At 62.7% G+C, this 20,385-nt stretch carries 20 protein-coding genes and 2 pseudogenes; 13 read left to right on the top strand and 9 right to left on the bottom strand.

Annotated features, from left to right (window positions below; all coding sequences use genetic code 11):
• Window positions 1–15: 15 nt before the first annotated feature.
• Window positions 16–1,611: an ABC-F family ATP-binding cassette domain-containing protein gene (locus RHBS_RS02890; protein ID WP_237668957.1), complete on the bottom strand. Its 1,596-nt coding sequence runs from the start codon at window positions 1,609–1,611 to the stop codon at window positions 16–18.
• Between the two features lie 363 nt (window positions 1,612–1,974).
• Between RHBS_RS02890 and ehuB the strand changes: the two genes are divergently transcribed.
• Genes ehuB through ehuA form a run of 4 tightly spaced genes read left to right on the top strand, consistent with a single transcriptional unit; the run spans window position 1,975 to window position 5,040 of the window.
• Entirely contained in the window at window positions 1,975–2,880 is a 906-nt protein-coding gene (gene ehuB / locus RHBS_RS02885; RefSeq protein WP_128644772.1) for an ectoine/hydroxyectoine ABC transporter substrate-binding protein EhuB, read from the top strand.
• A gap of 6 nt (window positions 2,881–2,886) precedes the next feature.
• Entirely contained in the window at window positions 2,887–3,618 is a 732-nt protein-coding gene (gene ehuC, locus RHBS_RS02880; RefSeq protein WP_121873016.1) for an ectoine/hydroxyectoine ABC transporter permease subunit EhuC, read from the top strand.
• Window positions 3,615–4,259: an ectoine/hydroxyectoine ABC transporter permease subunit EhuD gene (ehuD, locus tag RHBS_RS02875; RefSeq protein ID WP_121873017.1), complete on the top strand. Its 645-nt coding sequence runs from the start codon at window positions 3,615–3,617 to the stop codon at window positions 4,257–4,259. Before ehuC ends, ehuD begins: the two co-directional genes overlap by 4 nt.
• A 19-nt stretch (window positions 4,260–4,278) precedes the next feature.
• Window positions 4,279–5,040 (top strand): ectoine/hydroxyectoine ABC transporter ATP-binding protein EhuA, encoded by a 762-nt coding sequence (gene ehuA, locus RHBS_RS02870; protein WP_121873018.1) that lies wholly within the window; start codon window positions 4,279–4,281, stop codon window positions 5,038–5,040.
• 14 nt (window positions 5,041–5,054) lie between these two features.
• Here the strand turns inward: ehuA and RHBS_RS02865 are convergent, their stop codons facing one another.
• The gene (locus tag RHBS_RS02865; RefSeq protein ID WP_121873019.1) at window positions 5,055–5,756 is read right to left on the bottom strand and encodes an aminoglycoside 3'-phosphotransferase; all 702 of its coding nucleotides are present in this window, start codon (window positions 5,754–5,756) and stop codon (window positions 5,055–5,057) included.
• Window positions 5,753–6,430, bottom strand: a complete 678-nt coding sequence (locus RHBS_RS02860; protein ID WP_121873020.1) for a vancomycin high temperature exclusion protein — start codon at window positions 6,428–6,430, stop codon at window positions 5,753–5,755. The genes RHBS_RS02865 and RHBS_RS02860 overlap by 4 nt, the downstream gene beginning before the upstream one ends.
• Window positions 6,431–6,748: 318 nt before the next feature.
• On the opposite strand from RHBS_RS02860, the pseudogene RHBS_RS02855 reads away from it, so the two are divergent.
• A pseudogene (locus RHBS_RS02855) lies at window positions 6,749–8,121 on the top strand (dicarboxylate/amino acid:cation symporter).
• Between the two features lie 167 nt (window positions 8,122–8,288).
• Here RHBS_RS02855 and RHBS_RS02850 read toward each other — a convergent pair.
• Window positions 8,289–8,978, bottom strand: coding sequence for a DUF998 domain-containing protein (locus tag RHBS_RS02850; RefSeq protein ID WP_121873021.1), 690 nt, complete (start codon window positions 8,976–8,978; stop codon window positions 8,289–8,291).
• Window positions 8,979–9,089: 111 nt separating this feature from the next.
• Entirely contained in the window at window positions 9,090–10,382 is a 1,293-nt protein-coding gene (locus tag RHBS_RS02845; protein WP_237668956.1) for a S9 family peptidase, read from the bottom strand.
• A 140-nt stretch (window positions 10,383–10,522) separates the two neighbouring features.
• Between RHBS_RS02845 and RHBS_RS02840 the strand changes: the two genes are divergently transcribed.
• The 3 genes and pseudogenes from RHBS_RS02840 to RHBS_RS32055 all read left to right on the top strand — a co-directional run bounded on the left by RHBS_RS02840 (window position 10,523) and on the right by RHBS_RS32055 (window position 12,017).
• The gene (locus RHBS_RS02840) at window positions 10,523–11,152 is read left to right on the top strand and encodes a TetR/AcrR family transcriptional regulator (RefSeq protein ID WP_121873023.1); all 630 of its coding nucleotides are present in this window, start codon (window positions 10,523–10,525) and stop codon (window positions 11,150–11,152) included.
• Between the two features lie 48 nt (window positions 11,153–11,200).
• Window positions 11,201–11,533 (top strand): metalloregulator ArsR/SmtB family transcription factor, encoded by a 333-nt coding sequence (locus RHBS_RS02835; protein ID WP_237668955.1) that lies wholly within the window; start codon window positions 11,201–11,203, stop codon window positions 11,531–11,533.
• A pseudogene (locus tag RHBS_RS32055) lies at window positions 11,533–12,017 on the top strand (SRPBCC domain-containing protein). Before RHBS_RS02835 ends, RHBS_RS32055 begins: the two are co-directional and overlap by 1 nt.
• A 61-nt stretch (window positions 12,018–12,078) precedes the next feature.
• On the opposite strand, the gene RHBS_RS02825 reads toward RHBS_RS32055, so the two are convergent.
• Both RHBS_RS02825 and RHBS_RS02815 read right to left on the bottom strand, forming a co-directional pair.
• Window positions 12,079–13,101: an SMP-30/gluconolactonase/LRE family protein gene (locus RHBS_RS02825; RefSeq protein WP_121873026.1), complete on the bottom strand. Its 1,023-nt coding sequence runs from the start codon at window positions 13,099–13,101 to the stop codon at window positions 12,079–12,081.
• Window positions 13,102–13,308: 207 nt separating this feature from the next.
• Window positions 13,309–13,569 carry a LuxR C-terminal-related transcriptional regulator gene (locus RHBS_RS02815; RefSeq protein WP_121873027.1) on the bottom strand — a complete coding sequence of 87 codons (261 nt, stop codon included), beginning with the start codon at window positions 13,567–13,569 and terminating at the stop codon, window positions 13,309–13,311.
• Window positions 13,570–13,742: 173 nt separating this feature from the next.
• On the opposite strand from RHBS_RS02815, the gene RHBS_RS02810 reads away from it, so the two are divergent.
• The 3 genes from RHBS_RS02810 to RHBS_RS02800 all read left to right on the top strand — a co-directional run bounded on the left by RHBS_RS02810 (window position 13,743) and on the right by RHBS_RS02800 (window position 17,764).
• Window positions 13,743–14,990 (top strand): TetR family transcriptional regulator C-terminal domain-containing protein, encoded by a 1,248-nt coding sequence (locus RHBS_RS02810; protein WP_121873028.1) that lies wholly within the window; start codon window positions 13,743–13,745, stop codon window positions 14,988–14,990.
• Window positions 14,991–15,152: 162 nt separating this feature from the next.
• Window positions 15,153–16,376 (top strand): hypothetical protein, encoded by a 1,224-nt coding sequence (locus RHBS_RS02805; protein WP_121873029.1) that lies wholly within the window; start codon window positions 15,153–15,155, stop codon window positions 16,374–16,376.
• The gene (locus RHBS_RS02800) at window positions 16,373–17,764 is read left to right on the top strand and encodes a PQQ-binding-like beta-propeller repeat protein (protein WP_121873030.1); all 1,392 of its coding nucleotides are present in this window, start codon (window positions 16,373–16,375) and stop codon (window positions 17,762–17,764) included. The genes RHBS_RS02805 and RHBS_RS02800 overlap by 4 nt, the downstream gene beginning before the upstream one ends.
• Before the next feature lies 1 nt (window position 17,765).
• Here RHBS_RS02800 and RHBS_RS02795 read toward each other — a convergent pair whose 3' ends face one another.
• Complete coding sequence (locus RHBS_RS02795; protein ID WP_121873031.1) at window positions 17,766–18,269, bottom strand: DUF1648 domain-containing protein; 504 nt, start codon at window positions 18,267–18,269, stop codon at window positions 17,766–17,768.
• A 28-nt stretch (window positions 18,270–18,297) separates the two neighbouring features.
• On the opposite strand from RHBS_RS02795, the gene RHBS_RS02790 reads away from it, so the two are divergent.
• Together RHBS_RS02790 and RHBS_RS02785 are read left to right on the top strand one after the other, a co-directional pair.
• Window positions 18,298–19,800, top strand: a complete 1,503-nt coding sequence (locus tag RHBS_RS02790) for an SAM-dependent methyltransferase (protein WP_128644771.1) — start codon at window positions 18,298–18,300, stop codon at window positions 19,798–19,800.
• Window positions 19,797–20,198 carry a hypothetical protein gene (locus tag RHBS_RS02785; RefSeq protein WP_121873033.1) on the top strand — a complete coding sequence of 134 codons (402 nt, stop codon included), beginning with the start codon at window positions 19,797–19,799 and terminating at the stop codon, window positions 20,196–20,198. The genes RHBS_RS02790 and RHBS_RS02785 overlap by 4 nt, the downstream gene beginning before the upstream one ends.
• On the opposite strand, the gene RHBS_RS02780 is transcribed toward RHBS_RS02785, so the two are convergent.
• The coding region (locus RHBS_RS02780) for a helix-turn-helix transcriptional regulator (protein WP_145977462.1) at window positions 20,182–20,385 on the bottom strand (204 nt) is incomplete at its 5' end. The two genes, RHBS_RS02785 and RHBS_RS02780, sit on opposite strands and share 17 nt — an antisense overlap.

Here is a 20,385-nt window from a genome sequence, read left to right as displayed (position 1 = left end):
TTCGACACCCGGCCATCACGCCATCTGGACGCCGGCGATTTCGGTGACCCCACCCTTGCCGTCGAACGACAACTGGCGAAAGGCCACCTTCTCGACGAAGAACCTGTCGTGGCTCACCAAGATCACCGCGCCGGGGAACGCCATCAGGGCACGTTCGAGAACCTGGGTGCTCTGCAGGTCGAGGTGGTTGGTGGGCTCGTCGAGCACGATGACCCCTGCGCCGAACAACAGACACTGCGCCAGAGCAACTCGGGCCTTCTGGCCACCGGACAGAACACCGATCTTCGATTTGAGATCCAACTCCGAGAACTGCAGCAGGGTCAGAAAGCGATGGACTTCCTTCTTGGTCGCGGTCAGTGCGAGGCTGCCCGGCATCGCATTGACCGAATGCGACACGGTGTCGTCGAGATCTAGATCGGCCAGCACCTGGTTGTAGTAGATGAACGACGGTGCCTTGGTCTTCCACTTGATCTTGCCGCTGTCCGGTTGCTCGGCACCGACGAGGATGTCGACGAGGGTCGTCTTGCCGCATCCGTTGGGTCCGGTGATGGCGATGCGGTCACCGCGATGCACGGTGAACGAGATGTTCTCGAAGAGTCGTTGCTCGCCATAGCCTTTGGAGATACCCGTGATCTCCGCCAGGTTGTCGTGGACGTGCAGTCCGCCGTAGATCGCAGTGACCACAGTGTCGACCGGGCGCGGGCTTTTGCTCTTCTTGATGTTCGCGAGTCGACGCTTGAGCACCCCGCTGGGGTTCTTCACCGCTTCCTTGCGATCGCTGATCGCTTCCTGTTCGTACGCCAGCAGCTGTTGCTCGTTGCTGAACTCACGCTCGAGGTTCTTGAGTCGAAACTGTTTCTGCTGAACGTATTCCGAGTAGCTACCGTCGTAGGTCTGCAGGTGATGGTTCTCGATCTCGACGATGCTGGTGACGACCTGCTCGAGGAAGGCGCGGTCGTGCGAGACGACCAGAAGCGCTCCTCGAAAGTCACGCAGCCAGCGCTCGAGCCACGCGATACCGGCCACGTCGAGGAAGTTGGTCGGCTCGTCGAGGAGCAGCACATCCGGCGCTTCGATCAGAATTTTGGCCAGAGCCGCGCGGTTGCGCCAGCCCCCGGACAGTCGATCGACGGGCAGTTCACGCCGCTCCGTGTTGAAGCCGAGCATGGAGAGCACCGTGTCGATCTGTTGGTGATAGGTCCAGCCGCCGCTGTTCTCCATGGCGTCGAGCAATTCGGCTTGGCGATCGACGAGCTTGTACATCTGCTTCTCGTCGAGGTCGCCCCCGAGTGCGGCCTCGACCTCGGCCAATTCGACCTCGATCGCGTGGACAGCGACGAAAAGCGATTCGAGTTCCGCCTGGATGCTGCGATCGCCGTCGAGTTCCGAGAACTGCGAGAAGTAGCCGATCCGGGCGCCCTCGGTGACATCGACCGTTCCCGTATCGGGAGTCTCACGCCCGAGAAGAAGCTGCAGCAGGGTGGTCTTGCCCGTGCCGTTGCGCCCGATCAGACCGACACGGTCGCCGTCGGAGAGGCGGAAGAACACCTCACGCAACATCACCTTCTGGTCGTATCCCTTGGCAACGTCGTTCAAGCGAATCCAGCTCAAGCGTTCACTTCTCCTGAAAACACGGGTCCGCTGAGTCGTCGAACCGGGCGCGCTCACTCTAGCGTCGGCGTGTTTCCAACCTGATTTCGATCGAACGACGCATCGTTACAGTTTCGTTCTCATCGCTGCGAAATCGCACTCTGTGGTGGCGATACACGTCGATCCGCCAAATCCGACAACGCTGTGTGCTGGTCATTCACACCGAATTCGGCAAATCACCGTGCTACGTTCAAGTTCGGACAAAGCAATCCCCACGCAGAACACAAGACTGCAACCGGTCCGGCCGAAGTGTTGCGCGTATCGCTCCCGGCACATCGGCGCAGGTCCGGTTTTCGAGCAGTCAAGAACCGGAAGGCCCCACGCATGGCACACACTGTGCTGAACACAGGCTCGACGAAGAAGATCATCACCACCCTCGCCGGTACCGCACTCGTTGCAGGCAGCCTCGCAGGATGTACCTCCACCAACACCGACGACGGTGCCGATCGCCTGCAGTCACTGCGCGACGCCGGCACCATCACCGTCGGAGTTGCCGGTGAAGCGCCGTACAGCTTCGAGGAGAACGGCGAATTGACCGGCGCAACAATCGCTTTGCACCGCGAGATCTTCGGCAATCTCGGCATCGACACCGTCGAGGGTGTCAATGCCGACTTCGGCGCGCTGATCCCTGGCCTGCAGGCCAATCGATTCGACGTCGTCAGCGCCGGAATGTCGATCCTTCCGCAGCGTTGCGAGCAGGCCGCCTTCGGCGACCCGGAGTTCAACTACACCACCGCACTGATGGTTCCGACAGGTAACCCGGCAGGTTTGACCGACATGCAGTCCGTGGCAGACAGTGGCCTGCAGTTGGCCACGATGACCGGCGCTATCGAGTCCGATTACGCCGAGGCACTGGGCATTTCGAGCCAGCAGGTCGCCGCACCGCAGGACGGTATGGACGCCGTCACCTCCGGCCGTGCCGACGTGTTCGCCCTGACGGCCATCTCGCTGAACTGGATGAAGACCAACAATCCCGACGCACCGGTGGACGTCACCGAGTCCTTCGTCGCCGAGATCGACGGTGAGCCGCAGGTGGGGGCCGGTGCCACCGTGTTCCGCACCGACGATCAGGAGCTGCTGGACGCGTACAACGAGGAGCTCGCGAAGATCACCTCGAACACCGACGCGTACCTCGACATCGTCGGGGACTTCGGCTTCACCGCCGAGGAGCTACCGGATCCGAGCTTGACCACCGCTATGCTCTGCGAGGCTGATCGCTGCTGCAGCTGATCGCCCGTGAACGAGAACATCGAGACCTTCCTGGATTCGTGGCCGCGAATCCAGGAAGGCATCCTCACGACCGTCTATCTGACCCTCGGCGGAGCCGCTCTCGCCTTCGCTCTGGCACTACTTCTGGGCCTGGCAGCGGGAAACCGGCACATGTACGTACGCGCACCCGCTCGCTTCGTCGTCGAATTCTTCCGTGGCACATCGTTGCTGGTTCAGCTGTTCTGGCTGTTCTATGTGTTGCCGCTGTTGGGTTTTCAACTCGAAGCCATGTTCTGTGGAATTCTCGCGCTCGGTCTCAACTACGGTGCCTACGGTGCCGAGGTCGTGCGCGGATCCATTGCCGCCGTCGCGAAGCCGCAGTGGGAAGCCGCGTTGGCACTGAACTTCACCCCCTGGCAACGACTGCACCGCGTCGTGTTCCCGCAGGCGTGGGTGCAGATGATTCCGCCGCTGACGAACCTGCTGATTCAGCTGCTCAAAGGCAGTGCACTCGCCAGTTTCGTTCTGCTGCAGGACCTCACGTACCAGATCACCCAGCTGCGACGCACCACCGGCGACACGCTGTTCGCCTTCGGTGTCGGACTTGTCATCTACTTCGTCATCGCGTACATCCTCACGCTGCTGATGAACCTGCTCGAAGTGCGGGCCAAGGGGCGCTTGGGATCCGGGCCGTCGATGCGTGAAGTGCTGCGTCTCGAGCCCGAACGCGTCGATCAGAACGTGGGGGTGGGTCGATGAGCGTCGACTGGAGTTGGGAACGCGCCTGGGACGCCCTGCCATTCCTGCTCGAAGGCTTCAAGATCACCCTGCTGGCCACCGTGCTCGGATTCGTCCTCGCTGCGGCCCTCGGTCTGGTGATCGCGGTAGTACGGCACTCGGGACCGAAGTTCGTCACCGTTCCACTGCGTATGGTCACCGAGTTCATCCGTCTGACACCGCTGATCGTGCAGTTGCTGTTCGCGTACTACCTACTGCCACAGTTCTCTGCGTTGCAGATCGGTATCACCGTCCTCGGCATCCACTACTCGACCTACATGGCCGAGGTGTACCGAGCCGGAATCGACGCCGTCCCACCGGGACAGTGGGAAGCAGCGCGCGCGCTGTCGCTGCCGAGTACCAGGACGTGGCGCGCGGTGGTCCTGCCACAGGCCGTGCGCAGCACGACGCCTGCGCTGGGCAACTACGCGATTTCGATGTTCAAGGACACGCCGTTCCTGTTCGCGATCACCGTCGTCGAGATGGTCACAGCGGCGCAGCAGTACGGCGCGAGCACGTTCCAATACCTCGAGCCGATCACGTTGGCCGGCGTCATCTTCCTGTTGGCGAGCTACCCGACATCGATCCTCATCAGAAGACTGGAGAAGTCCCTTGCCTACTGACGATTCGGGCACCCTGCCGATGATCAAGTTCGACAAGGTGGTCAAGCAGTTCGGCGACCACGTCGTTCTCGATCATCTCGATTTCCAGGTTCGCCGCGGCGAACGCGTCGCGTTGATCGGGCCCAGTGGCTCCGGTAAGACCACGATTCTGCGTTTGTTGATGACCATCGAGAAGGTCAACGACGGTGTCATCTGGATCGAGGACGAGCCGCTGACGCATCAGCGCAAGGGCGACAAGCTCGTCGTCGCGTCGGAGAAGCACCTTCGGAAAGTGCGTACTCGCATCGGCATGGTCTTCCAACAGTTCAACCTGTTTCCCAACATGACGGTGCTGCAGAACATCACCGAAGCTCCGATTCACGTACTCGGCAAGAGCAAGGCCGAGGCCACCGAGCGTGCGCGCGAGCTGCTGCAGACGGTGGGGTTGTCCGACAAGGAGAATGCGCATCCGACCAAGCTGTCCGGCGGACAGCAGCAGCGCGTGGCGATCGCCCGGGCGTTGGCCATGGATCCGGACATCCTGCTCCTCGACGAGGTGACATCGGCGCTCGATCCCGAGCTCGTCGCCGACGTACTGGACGTGCTGCGCACCATCGCCGAGACCACAGACATCACGATGCTCATCGTGACCCACGAAATGGGATTCGCTCGCGACGTGGCCGACCGTGTTCTCGTCTTCGACGAGGGCAAGATCCTCGAAGAGGGCCCGCCGGAGGACATCTTCAGCAACCCACAGCAGGAGCGGACGCAGCGGTTCCTGAAAGCTGTTCTTTCACAGTAGGAGTCATCGCCGAATCAGGTCGATTCCCACAACCACAGGTAGTAGTCGAGGCGCTCGCGGTCGAGTTCGACGCCGTACGCGTCCAAGAATGCCTCACGGTAGTTGCGCCCGAAGTTGTACTCGGTGCTCCAGATGGCCGGTGCCAAGTCCGCCCAGCGGTCGGCGACGCCCATCGTACCCATGTCGACGTGCGCTGCCCAGGATCCGTCGTCGGCGATCAGAGTGTTGGGCATGCAGGCGTCGCCGTGGCAGACCACGAGCCTGTCGATCGACGGAGGATCGACCGGCAGGTCGCGATCGCCGACTCGGGTACGCACCGACCAGTCGAACGGGCATTGCTCGACGGGGACTGCATCGTGAAAGGCCCGAAGACCGGTCGCCGCCGCACGGACCGCACGTGCCGGATCTGCGAACCAGCGATCTGCTACCGCGCTCTCCCACGGCAGGGCCTCGGTGATCATCCAGGAACCCGAACGGTCAGAACCGTTCTCGAGAACCTTCGGCACCGGGCTGTACCGAATCACCCACTTCAGGCGTCGTGCCTCCTCATTCAGATCTATCGAGGTTTCGGCCGGCGTCCATTTGACGTACCGCTCCCCTCCGAGACGAAACGTCAACCCGCCCAGCTCATTCGACCATACCGGCTCGATGTCTTCGGACCCCGCCAACTCCCGCACCACGGTCGGGATCCGGACGTCGCCGTCGGGCACACTCATCGGTTCGTGACATTCGCGAGAGAATCGACGGGTGGCGACACCACCACGGGATCGCGACCCGACCACAGATCCAGTACCGCCTTGGGGCGCGCCAGCAACTCTCGCGCGTAATTACGCACCACCGCAAGGGTGTTGCAGTCGATGCACTCCGCCGTGACTCCGTCGACGTCCAAATCCATGTCCTCACACAACGCCACGGCACGCGACACATGGAGGGGCTGGCTGATGATCAGTCCGCGTTCGACCCCGAAGGTCTCCTTCGCCCGTGCACAGGTGTCGTAGGTGTCGATGCCGTGATCGTCGCCGATGATCACGTTGGGGTCGATTCCATGCTCGACCAGATAGTCGGTCATCGCTTGAATTTCGTTGCCGGAGTTGCCGTCTGCGTCACCGGAGACCAGAATTGCCTTGACCTTCCCCGCCGCCATCAAGGCAATCGCAGTGTCGAGACGTCCGGAGAGAAACCGCATCGGCTTGCCGTCGCGCACCTGTGCACCGAGAACGATGGCCACCGGCGCGTCCGGCGCATCGTCGACTTCGTAGACCTTCCCCGCCGTCGCGTACGCCACCCAACCGGCCGATGCCAGAACGACGGCAACCAGGGCGGCGACCACCGCGCAGAAGGCACGAACGAGTCGTCCGGCCAGTCCTCGGGGCTTCGATTCGGTACTCATGATCTCGTTTCGTCGGCGGGAAGAAACCTCAAGCTAACTCACGAATACGGCGTCCGAGCATCGCCGAGGCGCACCCATACCGATTCCACAGTGAACCCTCAGAGCCCGCCCCTGCTTGATTGCGCAGTTCGGAGGCGGAGTACCGTTCGATCAGTGAATCCGCTGCTGACCTCTCGACGGTATGTCGACTTGCGTCTGCAAGCCAGCGCTACCTGTTGACGGTCCTTTAGACCGCGTCCCCTCCGATCGGCCCATCGGCCGACGAGCACCTCTGTCGCCCATCCCTGGCGACACCTCTCCTTTTCGAAAGGCATATCCATGTCTGCGCCCAGCGCTACCCGAACGCGCCGTGTCCCTACCTGGGCAACCGCATTCGGTCCACAAATCGTTGCCGGACTCGTCCTCGGAGTCGTCCTCGGACTCATCGCCCGCTCGATGCCCGACGCCGCCGACGGGAACGACAACTGGTTGGTCGGCACCCTGTCGACCATCGGTTCGAGCTACGTCAAACTGCTCACCGTCGCGGTGATCCCGCTGGTGTTCACGGCTATCGTCAGTTCCATCGCCAACCTGCGCGAGGTCACCAATGCTGCCCGTCTGGCGATCCAGACGCTGTGGTGGTTCGCCATCACGCGTTCATCGCCGTCATCATCGGCATCGTGATCGGGTTGGTCGCGCAGCCCGGCTCGCGTACCAGCGCGGGAGCGGACTCGGCCGGCGATCCGTCGAATGTCGGGTCGTGGTGGTCGTTCCTCACCGGACTTGTACCGAACAACTTCCTCGCACTCGGCGCGAAAACCACGGTCGCCGAGAGCGGCACCGCAACCACATCGCTGAGCTTCAACATCTTGCAGTTGCTGGTCATTGCCGCTGCCATCGGTATCGCTGCACTCAAGGTGGGTAAGAAGGCCGAGCCGTTCCTCGCGTTCAACGCGTCGCTGTTGGCCATCGTGCAGAAGGTGCTGTGGTGGATCATTCGGCTGGCACCGATCGGCACCGCCGCACTCATCGGCAACGCGGTGGCGACCTACGGCTGGGACGCGATCGGTTCGCTCGGCGTGTTCACAGTATCGATCTACGTCGGTCTGGCCGTGGTGTTCTTCCTGGTGTACCCGGTGATCGTTCGCGCGCACGGCCTTTCGGTGCGCAACTTCTACTCGGGAGTGTGACCTGCCACCCAGCTGGGCTTCGTCTCGCGTTCGTCGATCGGAACCCTGCCACTCACCGAGCGCGTCACCGAACGAAACCTCGGAGTTCCGCGCGAGTACGGGTCGTTCGCGGTACCTCTCGGGGCGACGACCAAGATGGATGGTTGCGCGGCAATCTATCCCGCGATCGCGGCGCTCTTCGTCGCTCAGTTCTACGGCATCGATCTGACCATCACCGATTACCTGCTGATCATCGTGGTGTCCGTGATCGGTTCCGCGGCAACGGCAGGAACAACAGGTGCGACGGTGATGCTCACACTCACACTGTCGACCCTGGGGTTGCCGCTCGCCGGTGTCGGTCTGCTGCTCGCGGTGGAGCCGATCGTCGACATGGGTCGCACCGCAGTCAACGTGACCGGTCAGGCATTGGTGCCGACCATCGTCGCCAAGCGCGAAGGAATCCTCGACCTCGAGCGCTACAACGCTCCGCGAAACGGCGACCCCTTCGTCGACGAGGAAGCCGAAGTGGAACTCGCTCGCTGACAGAGCAATTCGATCTGCGATTCCCGACGACCGAGCAACTGGGTCGTCGGGATTCGTCGTCTATCGCGGTGGCAACAGCGCTGCGACAGCGGCCGCGGTGTCGGTGTCCGTCGCCTCCACACTGGCGAAATAGTACGATCGCCAATACGTGAGTTGTCGGCGGTTCCCTAGACAGGCTGTGAGGACCGGATCTCCTGTGCCGACTCCGTGGCCGCATTCCGACGTTCTGCCGCCCACACCCACAGGGCGAGCGAGATGAGCGCGATCACTTCGGCTACGACGAGCACCCGCTCCACATAGCCGAGTGTGACGACGCGATACCAAGGACGCGAGCCGGTTGCTCCCACAGCCAGCGCGTACACGATCGGCATCAACGTCACAAAGGACAGCGCGCTGAGTCCCATGGTCACGCGGGCGCGCACTGCCCACACAGCGTCACGAAGCCACGGGCGAGAGAACGCGAACACCGCAACGGGGATGCTGACGAACGCCACCGCTGCCCCCAGTCGGTGGATCGTGCCGCCGATGCTGAGCGAGGCGTCGTTCGACCAATCCTGCTTCGGCACAGCGACGACGGCGACGAGTCCCACGGTCCACAGTGTGAGGAAGATCGAAGCGGTCGCACCAGGCCGAGTGAGGCGATGTCGAATCGCGGACGCGAGGGTGAGCGCCGAACCGAGAGCGAGCAGAACGACGCCGATCGAGAACACCCACTGCTGCGCGCCGAGTCCGTACTCGCTGATCGTTCGACGCAGATGGGAGGGCGTCTGCCATGCAGTGTGGATATCGAGAACCAGCACCACGAGTGCGCCCAGCACGATCGTCAGTGCGCCCACCTTCGCTGGTCGAACAGTCACATCGCTCTCCTCTGGGACGGCACGGTCGGCTGCCCACGCTCCATGGTGCCTGAACGATCGCCTTTGCTCGGTGACGTCCCCAGGACACCGGCAGTCAGGAGTCGGCAAAGCCTATTTTCTCGACGGGTCCAGCAGATGCTCGCAGAGGAAGCGAGTCGACAGCAACGACCAGTGCTCGGCGTTGCCCATCGCACAGTGGTCGTCGTCGGCATAGAGCACCAGCTGCGCGTTGGGCGCAGCGACTGCGAGGTCGATCGAGTCGCGGGTACTGGCGAGAGTGTCCTGAGCCCCGTTGATCACCAACAGTGGGATGCCGATGTCTCGATAGAGTTGTCGCAGAGAGAGTTTCGATACCTTGTGCAACAGGCCGGCAATACTGGTGGCACCGAGCGTCCGGCTCAGCGTCGACAGCATCACCTCCGGCATGCCGATCGAATTGACCACACCGAAACTCCGGTGTGTGAGCGGCCCATTGGACACCGCCGCTTTCAAACGAGGGTCCACAGCGGCCATACGCGCGGCCCAGTAACCGCCGAAGCTGAAACCCATGATGCCCAATCGCTCGCCGTCGATGCGCTTGTCGGCAGCGAGAAAGTCGATCACCGACCTGTAGACGATCTCGGCCGCCACCGTCATGGGGTCGCTGTACGAATATGTACCGGGCATCTCCATGACGAAGGTGGCGAGACCGGCCTCGCGCCGAGCCAGGAGAGGAAAGAGAGTCTCGGCGATGGTGCCTTCCAAGCCGTTCGTGACCAGAACCGTCGGCATGTTCGTCGCACCAGTCGGCAACGCGAGAACGCCGTGCACCCGATCGGAGGTGCCGGGCAAGACGATGTCGAGCACTTCGACGTCGTACCCCATCGTCGGCGCCATGGCCTGCAACAACGTTTCCGACAAGCGCGACGAGCGGCGGTAGGCACGCTGGCGTTGAGGACTGCCGCCAGGCCACGCGGCAACGAAGTCGTACACCAGCGCTTTGATCAAACCGTCCATCGCAACAACCGCGTCGGATGCCTCGGGATGCGCTGCGACGAACCGTGCCGGTACCTCCGGATCTGCCACCGTGCCACGATCGACAAGAATTGTCGCCGCTGGCGCGAGTGCCTCACCCAGTGCCGTCAGTGCCGAGGGGTCGGGGGCGTCGAGCAACCGGGCACTCTCGGGGGCACCCAATCGGAACAACGCCTCGTCTGCGCGCGCGAGGTGTCCGTCGGCGAACGTCGACCAGTAGGGAGCCCACCGGTCATCGTCGAACGAACGGCATTCCGACAGCTGACTCCGGAATTCTGCATCCGGGATTCCGCCGAGATGCGTGAAGCGGTCGACGAACAGCCGCGGTAGAAACGGCGCGACACCTCGCCTGTGCGCGGCACGTTCGGTGCTGCGGGTCAGCGCTCTCACGCTGACCGCTATACGCCGTCCCCAATCCATCAACGATGCCACCGGCTACTCCCCCGCCCCTAAACGCAGACAGTTCTGCCTTAAGGCACGGTAGGCGGCTCGAACGCCTAACGCAAGGGACACTGCAATAGCATTCACGGATGGCTGACAACACCGATCACGTTGCACCACGCCGACGGCCAGGGGGACGGACGGCTCACGTCAGAGCTGCGGTACACCAGGCCGTACTGGACGCCGTGATCGAGGGCGGCGTCGACAAGGTCGGCATTCCGGATATCGCCCGCCGCGCCGGCGTACGTGACAGCACTGTCTACCGACGGTGGGCCACTAGAGAAAATCTTGTACTCGACGCGATGCTCGCCGCCAGCGAGCACACCCTCCCGCGGCCCGATACCGGCTCGCTGCGCGGGGATCTAACGACACTTGCCACCACTTTGAGCGCGTATCTGAACTCACCCCTGGGCCATGGCCTGGTTCGAGCGCTTGCCTTCGTCACCGACTCCCCCGACATCGAGCTGGCGCGAAACACATTCTGGCAGAAACGTTTCGAGGCAAACCAAGTGATGATCGGACATGCAATCGCACGGGGTGAGATCTCCGCCGGTGCCGACGCGCATGCCCGCACCGCGATAGAACTGCTCATTGCCCCCATCCACTTTCGCCATTTCCTCACCCGCGTTCCGTGTGACGCGGAATTCATCGACACCGTGGTCGCCGCGGCGATCGGATCACTACGCAGCACGCCGACGAGCGACGCCGAACACCCTTGACGAAGTCCGAACCTCGGCATAATCTACAACCAAATGGTTGTAGATGAGATGAGTGACGCCGAGGTCGATCGCCTGTTCCAGGCCTTCGCCGACAAGACGCGGCGCGACATCGTCGCGAAGGTCACTGTCGGCGAACAGTCGGTATCGGAGTTGGCGGCTCACTACGCCATGAGTTTTGCCGCTGTGCAGAAGCACGTCGCGGTTCTCGAACGCGCTGACGTGATCACCAAACACAAGCGTGGCAGGGAGCAGATCGTGCGAGTTCGGTTGGACACCATCGCACACGCTCGCGCCTTGCTCGATACCTACGAGGAGATCTGGCGACAACGCGTCGAACGGATCGACGATCTCTTCACCAACGACCGGAAAGGTACCACCTGATGCCATTCGTCAGCTCTCACCAGGACACCGAGCAACTCGCCCTCACCCTCGTCGCCAAATTCGCCGCGTCGGTCGAGCAGGTCTGGCAGATCTGGGAGGACCCTCGTCAGCTCGAACGCTGGTGGGGTCCTCCCACCTGGCCTGCCACGTTCGAGACGCACGACTTCGTTCCGGGAGGCGCGCCACCTACTACATGACCGGACCTGATGGTGAGAAGATCACCTACTACTGGGTCTTCACCGACATCTCTGCGCTGTCGTCGCTGAGCTTCGACGACGGATTCACCGACGAGAGCGGCAATCCATCCTCGGAGATGCCCATCATTCACACGGCCGTGACTCTCGAACGAGCGGATGCGTTGACACGCATGACAATTCGAAGCCGGTTCGATTCGATCGAACAGCTCGAGCTGCTCGATTCAATGGGCATGGTCGAGGGCATGACGGAGGCAATCGGTCAGATCGACGCCATCCTCGCCCACTGATCGTGGTGCGCGGGAACTCGACCTCCACTACGAACTTTCGTGCACGTGCGGCGAAGCCGCTCTACTCCGGAACCGAGCTGACGGTGAACGGCTCGACAGGCTCTCCCCCACGCTTGTCGAACTGGCTGTTCACTACGAACAGCCGATCGTCCATGGCTGCAACGGTTGTCGGGTAGGCGAACGATGGGTCGGTGATCTCTCCGGTGACCGCGCCAGTTCTGCCGTCGTCGTCGAGGTCGATTGTGGCGATGAGACCGTCACGATTGCGAACGACGTACAAGGTGTCGTCGTCCATCTCGAGCCCGTCACCGTTGGTGACCGTGGCACCGCCGAGGTCGACCTGTGTGACCTCTTTCGAGCTCTTGTCGATCCGGTACAGGTTGCCGGTGCTCGATTGCACGACGATCAACGCGGATTCGTCGTCGTTCTCGACGATTCCGTTGGCGTTGAATCCCTCCCCGTAGACGAAGGGGGTGCCGTCGAAGTTCACGAACGTCTCCAGTTGTCCGTCCTGCACGCCTGCCGTCATCTGCTCGAACGGGATCCGGTACAGCGCCGGGTTCCGTGAGTCGGTGACGTAGGCATCGCCGTTGTCGGCGATGGCAACATCGTTGAGGAACGTGGCATCGGTGCCGAGGCCGTTTCCGAACGTGGCAACCAGTTCGCCGGAGTCGGCGTCGTACACCCACACCTTGCCCGCGGCTCCACCGGCGATCACCAGGTAGTCGCTGCGATCGTCCTCGTCGGTCACGTCGATTCCGGCGGCGCCGGTGCGTCCGTCCGCGCCGCCAGGGAGAAACACCGACACATCCGGGGATCCGACAGTCCCGCGGAACACTGCGCCGTCGGACGTCGAGGTCACGTAGAACGTGTCGTCGGCGGCGGTGATGCCCTCGGGGAACACGCCGCTACCCGGCAGGTTGTATACGGTCGCGGCGCTCGGGTTCGAGGCCGTGGACGACGCAGATGTGAATGCCGCAGTGGTGTCGTCCGTAGGCGTCTGTGTCGGTTCCGAGGACCCGCAGGCGCTCAGCAGGAGTGTGGTGGCGGCAACAGCGGGCACTATCCGGGAGACTCGGTTCACACGTTCGAGTGTTCCATATGTCCAATTTTCTTCCCAGCGAAATCATCCAGCCCCTCGCCGGGTTCACCTGATCTCAGGGGGCATGACGCTGCTGAGTGCGTTGTCTGGACGACAGCAGGCTCGGTGATCGGCGCACTCGTCCTGTACTGGATCGGTGTCGCTGATTCACTCACCAGGGCCGGTCGGCTTCGTCGTCGCGCTGACTGCTCACAGCTCGTCGATGTCGATGAACCCGTCCTGCAGTGCGCGCACCAGCAACGTCGCTTTGGTCGGTGCCGTTCGCCCCACTGCCGTGTATTTGGCTCTGATGCGCGTCAGATGTGTGTTGACGGTTCCCATCGAGAGATAGAGCGAGCGCGACGCCTCCGCTTTGGAATCAGAGATGAGCCAGGCGGTGAGTACTTCGATTTCACGAGCGCTGAGCCGTGGGTCGGGTGCGTCGCCGACGCGGATGTCGAGCACAGTCATGGAGATCCTCGATTTCTGGCACCACCGCTGTCCCGGTGGCGCGAACACGGCCAATGACACCGCACTCACTCCGCTGGGTCACTCCGAGGAATGACCCAGGTCGCTCTCACCTGAGAGTGAACGCTGTCACCTGCGGCGACGTGCTCGACCCCACCTCGGTAAAGTCCGCCTCTATGACCGAGCTCGACGCGACCGCCGCCCACTTCGTCGAGGCGGGTGTCACATTGTTGATCGCGCATCCGCAGAGGATTCTCGAGCGCGGACTACGTATCGAGGACGTCGTCCACGAGGCCGACTCGTCGACAGCGACGTTCTTCCGCAAGTTCAATACCAAATCCGACTTCCTCAGCACGGTCGTCGAGCATCTGTCCCGAACACCACTACCCACCGACGTTCACGACACAGTTCGCACACAGATGGCGAACAGTGGCGACTCGATTCGCGCAGGGGTGTCGACGCTCGTTGCGCGCTATTTTCCGGCAATCGTCGACCAGAAGAGCACCACCGCAACTCTTCTCGACCATGTTTTCCGCGGACCTGCTTCCGCGGCACTCGCCGGTGGCTACCGTGTTCGAGACGACGCCGTACTGGACGCATTCGAGGCATTGTTCGCTCCCGAAGGGGGAGCCTTTCGCCGTCCCTTCACGGCCCGATCGTTCGCAGTGACGGTCAATGCCGTCGTCGACGGCTTTCGCATCCGCAGTCAGGTGGACGCCGCGTCCGTTTCGGCCGATGTGATGTCCGACGCGGTGCTCGCCTTCCTCGGGGCCGTCGTCGACACGTCGGGACATCATCAGCACCTCGATGACGTCGTGGGAGATGTCGGTGTGCCGGTCGAGGAACGGCCCCTGCCCCGCGATCCGCGTGCTGCGATCGTCACCGCGGCGCGCGACGAGTTCGGAAAGCGTGGCTACTTCATGACGCGTATGGACGACGTCGCCGATATCGCAGGAGTGCCGAGGGCGGCGTGCAAGACACTGTTTCCGACCAAGCCGTCCGTCATCGTCGCAGCGCTGCAGAGCCGAGTCGATCGTCTTCGCGAGTCGGTGGCCGACGACCAGTTGCTGGGCCTCGACGATCTCACGATTCTGCAGAACCACATGCTGCGGTGCGCGCAACTCGCCGCCGACGAACTCGAATTCATGGACGCTCTCCTCGTCGCCGTCGCACACGACACCTACGGCGAGCCGGAGGGACTGATCTCGATCAAGGACAAGCTGAACCTGCCGTCGATCATCGCACCGGTCATCGCACGAGGGCAGGACACCGGTATCTTCCGAAAGGGCTCGAGCCCAGTCGATCTCGCTGCAGGCATCACCAACACTCTGCTGATGCGGTGCTTCACCCGACGACAGAACAGCCCGCAGGACAACGCGACGTTCGTCGGTGAACTTCTCCTCGACGGACTCGGTACGCACTGAGCATCGACCGGCTGCCTGTCATCGAACCCGCCGGATTCCGTCGGCGACGTAGTCGAGTGCAGCGAGGATGTCATCTGCGGCCACACCCAGCTCGCTTAGCAAAACGAATGGTATGAATAGTGCGCGACATTCGTCGCGATAGGGGCGAATGGAACGAGGGTCATGGACGAGGACACGCAGCCCACCGAACGCAATCGCTCCGCGCTGTTGAACACACTCGTCCTCGTGTCGATAGTGGCACTCGGTGTGGTCGCAGCGGGATTGACCACTCCAGCCGAGGAACCCGAATTGACCTCACTGCCAACGACATCGGCGACGCCAGTTCCGGAGCCACCGCAACGGGAGTACGTGGTGGTCACCCCGGAGGTCGACGCGTCGGCAAGCATTCCGGGGTGCGACACCGTCGAGTCTCCGAGCGAATCCTCATCCTTCGCTTTCGTTACGACGGGCGACGACTCGTACGACAATCCAGCCGCCCCCTGGTACAACGGCCCCAGAGCTCACCTCATGTCCGAGGCGTTGGTGGCAGCGCTTCCCGCCGAGATCTCGTCGACCACGTCCGTGTACTTCGGCCCGATACCCGCGTCGGGTGAATCTCAGGATTTCGTCCTCGACTCGGCGCACGCATCCGCCCCACTGGCCTCGGGTGACCAGTCGGACTATCTCAGTGTCGGTGTCGGCCCGGCAGACTCGACCGAACCACCACCTTGCGTGGCCGGCCAAGTGGATGAGCGGCGGAGTCTGCCGGACGGAACGGTGCTGGACACCGACGACACGTGGCGCGAAACCAACGGTCAGCGGACCTACTCCCGGACGGCCACCGCGTACACGTCGGACGGATCCGTCGTCTCTGCCTCGGTCTCCGGCGGGAACGATCCGGACACGTTGAAACTGACGCTCGACGACCTGGTCCGAATAGCCGCCGACCCTGCCCTCAGGATCACTGCTCCCGTCCCTGCCGTAACACCGGGCAATGCCGCCGACTGCTACGCCGGCTGGGACGACTCACCGACGGCGTCGTTCTCCCGCGACGAGATCCGAACACTCAACGACGCTCTCCGGCGGGCAGATGCGGCGGCGCTTGCTCCGACTCCACCGTTGGGTGCGTTGCACACCAGTGAATTCGGTTCGGGGCTTTGTCAGACGGTGAACAGCATTGCCGGGCAACTCACGATCAGCGTTGTCCGGGCCACGCCTGACATCGAATCCGATTCGACGACAACGGAGGAGCCCCAGCTCGTCTCACCGGACGAGTACGGGCCGGGTTCCTCGGTCTCCGTCGTCACGCCGTCGGGGTTCGAGATCACGGTGTCGACGACACAACCGGTGCAGGACCCGGCACTTCTCGAAAACCTGGCGAACACAGCAGGATTGGACCTTCGATGATGCGATGGAACCAGACCGCGAAATTGGTCGTTGCGGCGATCGTCGCGACGCTGTCGGTCGGTGCAGCGGTAGCCGTTGTGACACAGGATCGATCCACGACCATCAAGAAGATCACCGATTCTTCAGACGACGCACCGGGGTTGGCATGGTCCGTCGACGCGGCGGACATGGGGCTGGAGGGAGCCACCTTCGCCTCTCCGCGTACCGGTTCGATGTATGCGTGGGGAGCCGGCTCGACTCTGATCGGCCACACAGCTCTCACACTGGCCGTCGTGTCCTCGGAATCCGGCAACGACGAGGCACTCATGGTCGGAATCGACACCACGGACGGCACCGTTCTGTGGAAGACCCCGGCCCCGGATCTAGCGGCGTGCGCCGACGAGCCGCTGAACGGCCGACTCGTGTGCCACCAGCCCATCTGGGGCGAGACGCCCGGCTATGTCACCTTCGATCCGGAGACCGGCGAATCACGAAACTACCCCACTGATCTCGATCTTTTCGCCGTCACTGTCGCGAACGACCGCATCTACACGACGTCGGGCAACCTCGAGGACGACGACGTACTGTTGCACCGCGGAACGCTGGAGAATCCGAGCGCCGACTGGACGGTTCCGTTGCATGCGTGGGCCGGATGGGAGGACGACTACACCACCGCGCTGAAGGTGGATGACGACATCGGAACCTTCGACGTCGGGGGCGACTTCTCCACGTTCGACGCCTCGACCGGTGAACAGCTGTGGAGCACCGACATACTCGAAGATTGCATGCTTGCCGAGCAACGAACAGCGGGTGGATTGGCTATCGGATCCACCTTCGATTGCAATGGCAGCTCGTCGGATGTCACGGGCACCGTCGCGTTCCGACGCGACGGCACGGTCTTGGCGAGGTCGTCCGCACCGGCGCTACAGCGACCGTCGCCCGACGACCCCACCGATGCATCGATCCCCTTGGTTCTGGGGGACACGGCAATCGACCGAGAGTCAGGGGAAGAGAGGTGGAATGACTCGAACTTGGTCTACGACCGTCCCGGTGACGAATGGAACGAGCCTCGCACTGTCGGCACACTGCGGTCGGTCGTTGGGCATGTAGGTCTCACCAGCACCGACGCCGATACGATCGCGATCGATCTGCGATCGGGAGAGCAGCTCTGGCAGTCCGAGCTCACTGGCAGCGTCTTCGGCAACGACGGCAACCTGGCGTTGATGTCCGATGGCACCGATCTGTCCGCCGTCGACGTCACGAGCGGCGTGACTGTCTGGACGGCGAAATGGTCGATGATGTTTCCAGAGGAGGGCACCGGCAGCCTCGACATCCTGGTCGACGCCGCCGACGGCAGTTATCTGCTTCAGTCCGGCTCGAAACTGGCGATGCTGCAGCCACTCCCCTGAGTCAGTCCTTCGGCACGCGGTACCGGCCACCTTTGACCACGAACACCACGTATCCAAGAATGGCCAGCAGGTACAGCGCCGTCGGTACCGCGAGCACCCAGACGGTGACGGAGTCGCCAGTCGTCGCACCCGCAACGCCGGCGATCCAGGCGAACAGCAGTGCCGTTGCCGCGCCCATCCACTCGAGGTCCTCGGCCATCTTTCGGTTCAGCTCGGGTCGGTTCTCGGCGGCAGTCCAGTACTCGTGCATCGTCCGACTCGGCAGGTTCACCATGGACGCCGGAACCTTGGGGAACCACCAACCGATGCTCGCGAACAACGCGATCACCGCGAATCCGATGCCTCCCATCGTGAGCAGGAAGGACAGCTTCGAGTCCATGCGATCGACCTGACCGGACCCGTCGAAGTGCGCGGGCACTTGATCCCCCGCAGTGACGGCGACCCAGGTCAGAGCGCCGATGAACACCAGAGTTGACAGCAGTAGGGCCGCACGCGAAAGCTTCATCGACGTCCACTTTAGCGCCGGAGCATCGATGCCCAACAACGAGTTCGGGGACTTCCAGACCCCGATCGAGTTGGCACGTGCGTTGGTGAACACCCTGCCACGACGACAATGGACTCGCGTTCTCGAACCCACTTGCGGCGTGGGGAACTTCCTGTCGGTTGTCGGCGAGAGCCACCCCGAGGCAGAACGCGTCGGAATCGAAGTGCAGCCCGAGTACGCCGCGGCCGCATCGGCATTCGGCAGGGTGATCACCGCCTCGATTTTCGATTTCGACTTGGCCCGCGACATCGCATGGACGTCGGATCCGGGCCCGACCCTCGTCGTCGGCAACCCACCGTGGGTGACCAACTCTCAGCTGTCGGTTCTGGGGTCCAGCAACAGACCGGCTCGTGCGAACACCGGGAACGTGCGCGGAATAGATGCGATCACCGGAAGCTCCAATTTCGATATCGCGGAGTTCATTTGGATCAAATTGTTCGCCGAGTTCGCAGATCGCCCGGCCACCGTTGCGATGATCTGCAAGACCCAGGTAGCCCGAAACGTTCTGTTGCACTGCGCTCGGCACGGCCTTCCGATCACCGGTTCGAGTCTGCGACCCATCGACGCCAAGAAGTGGTTCGACGCCGGAGTGGATGCCTGTTGGTTCGTGGTCGAACTCGGAACCGGTGCAACCGACCACACTGCACAGATGTATCCGAGCATGGATGCACCGCACCCCAGCAGCAGAATCGGAGTGGTCGACGGACAACTCGTCGCGGATGTCGACGCCTACGAGCGAAGCAAGCAGTTCGATGGCATCAGTCCACTGATGTGGCGTCAGGGCATCAAACACGACGCGTCTGCCGTCATGGAATTGGCCGAGAACGACGGCCCGCGAACCAAACTCGGAGCTTCGGTGGACGTCGAGAAGGACTTCCTGTTTCCCCTGTTCAAATGCACCGACGTCTACCGCGACAAACTCAGCGAGGTGTCGCGGTGGATGATCGTGCCGCAATCGCACACCGGTGACGACACCGCGCAGTTGGCGGACAGCGCGCCGAAGCTGTGGAAGTACCTCACCGACAACGCGACAGCTCTCGACGGCCGGAAGTCGTCGATCTACCGAAGTCGCGCCCGGTTCTGCATCTTCGGTGTCGGGCCGTACACGTTCGCTCCGTACAAGATCGCGATCTCCGGATTCCACAAGGTTCCGCAGTTCAGGATGGTCGGCCCCTACGACGGAAGACCTGCGGTGTTCGACGACGCCACCTATCTCCTGCCGTTCGAGGACCCAGCGGCATGCGCCGTCGCCCATGTGCTGTTGAGCGGCCAGGAGGCCACCGATCTCATTGCCGCGCTGGCATTCTGGGACAGCAAACGACCGGTGACCAAGAAGCTGTTGCAACGCATCGACCTGCACGCGATCGCCTGCGCGACAGACCCCCGAACTCTACGGGAGCGTGCTGCCGATGCTGCGGCCGCGCACGGTCTACCGTTCGAGACAGCATCGCTCATTCGCGCGGTGGATCTCGCGAGGGAATTACCACCATGACTGTCGACCCCTCACAGCGACAACCCGTTCCGGAGCTGGCCCTTCTCCTCATCGGCGGATCCATGTTCTTCGTGGCCACAGTCGTCAAGTGGGACGCGTTGCTCATCGCGTCGATCTTCCTCTGCGTCTTCGCAGGTTTCGCAGCCTTGATCTCGACGCGGTTGTCCCGTCAGAGCCGGCGAACCATCGCGCTTGCCACCGTTGCGGGAGTGGTTCTCACCGGCATCGGTGCCGTGTACATGGTGAAGGACGCTTCGGAACCCGTCATCTTCTCCTCCGGACTGCTGGTCTATCCCGGCGGCAGTCTCGCACTGTCCGGGGTCATCAACCTGGTGTCGAGCCGAAGACGAAAGCCCCGGTCGAACCCACCGCCTGCAGACTTCACAGATCGGACTTGATCGTCTCGGCCAGTCGATCGAGGTACTCGTCGTTGCGTTTGTAATGCACCCAGGGGCCGATCTTGGTGCTCGTCACCAGCTGCGCTCGTTGCAGCACGGCCATGTACTGCGAGGCGGTGGATTGGGAGACGCCCGCCCTCGACTGAATGTGCTTGAGGCACACTCCCACGTCCTCGGCGGGCTCGAG

This window comes from Rhodococcus sp. BS-15 (genome assembly GCF_000813105.1).
Classification (GTDB): Bacteria; Actinomycetota; Actinomycetes; order Mycobacteriales; family Mycobacteriaceae; genus Rhodococcoides.
This window is presented reverse-complemented; position numbering and strand designations above follow the sequence as displayed.

What these genes read in the sequence shown, in the direction of transcription:
- ehuB (WP_128644772.1), top strand. Translation starts at nt 1,975, where the DNA reads ATGGCACACACTGTGCTGAACACAGGCTCGACGAAGAAGATCATCACC.
- ehuD (WP_121873017.1), top strand. Translation starts at nt 3,615, where the DNA reads ATGAGCGTCGACTGGAGTTGGGAACGCGCCTGGGACGCCCTGCCATTC.
- ehuA (WP_121873018.1), top strand. Translation starts at nt 4,279, where the DNA reads ATGATCAAGTTCGACAAGGTGGTCAAGCAGTTCGGCGACCACGTCGTT.
- RHBS_RS02865 (WP_121873019.1), bottom strand. Translation starts at nt 5,756, where the DNA reads ATGAGTGTGCCCGACGGCGACGTCCGGATCCCGACCGTGGTGCGGGAG.
- RHBS_RS02860 (WP_121873020.1), bottom strand. Translation starts at nt 6,430, where the DNA reads ATGAGTACCGAATCGAAGCCCCGAGGACTGGCCGGACGACTCGTTCGT.
- RHBS_RS02840 (WP_121873023.1), top strand. Translation starts at nt 10,523, where the DNA reads ATGGCTGACAACACCGATCACGTTGCACCACGCCGACGGCCAGGGGGA.
- RHBS_RS02835 (WP_237668955.1), top strand. Translation starts at nt 11,201, where the DNA reads ATGAGTGACGCCGAGGTCGATCGCCTGTTCCAGGCCTTCGCCGACAAG.
- RHBS_RS02815 (WP_121873027.1), bottom strand. Translation starts at nt 13,569, where the DNA reads ATGACTGTGCTCGACATCCGCGTCGGCGACGCACCCGACCCACGGCTC.
- RHBS_RS02810 (WP_121873028.1), top strand. Translation starts at nt 13,743, where the DNA reads ATGACCGAGCTCGACGCGACCGCCGCCCACTTCGTCGAGGCGGGTGTC.
- RHBS_RS02805 (WP_121873029.1), top strand. Translation starts at nt 15,153, where the DNA reads ATGGACGAGGACACGCAGCCCACCGAACGCAATCGCTCCGCGCTGTTG.
- RHBS_RS02800 (WP_121873030.1), top strand. Translation starts at nt 16,373, where the DNA reads ATGATGCGATGGAACCAGACCGCGAAATTGGTCGTTGCGGCGATCGTC.
- RHBS_RS02795 (WP_121873031.1), bottom strand. Translation starts at nt 18,269, where the DNA reads ATGAAGCTTTCGCGTGCGGCCCTACTGCTGTCAACTCTGGTGTTCATC.
- RHBS_RS02790 (WP_128644771.1), top strand. Translation starts at nt 18,298, where the DNA reads ATGCCCAACAACGAGTTCGGGGACTTCCAGACCCCGATCGAGTTGGCA.
- RHBS_RS02785 (WP_121873033.1), top strand. Translation starts at nt 19,797, where the DNA reads ATGACTGTCGACCCCTCACAGCGACAACCCGTTCCGGAGCTGGCCCTT.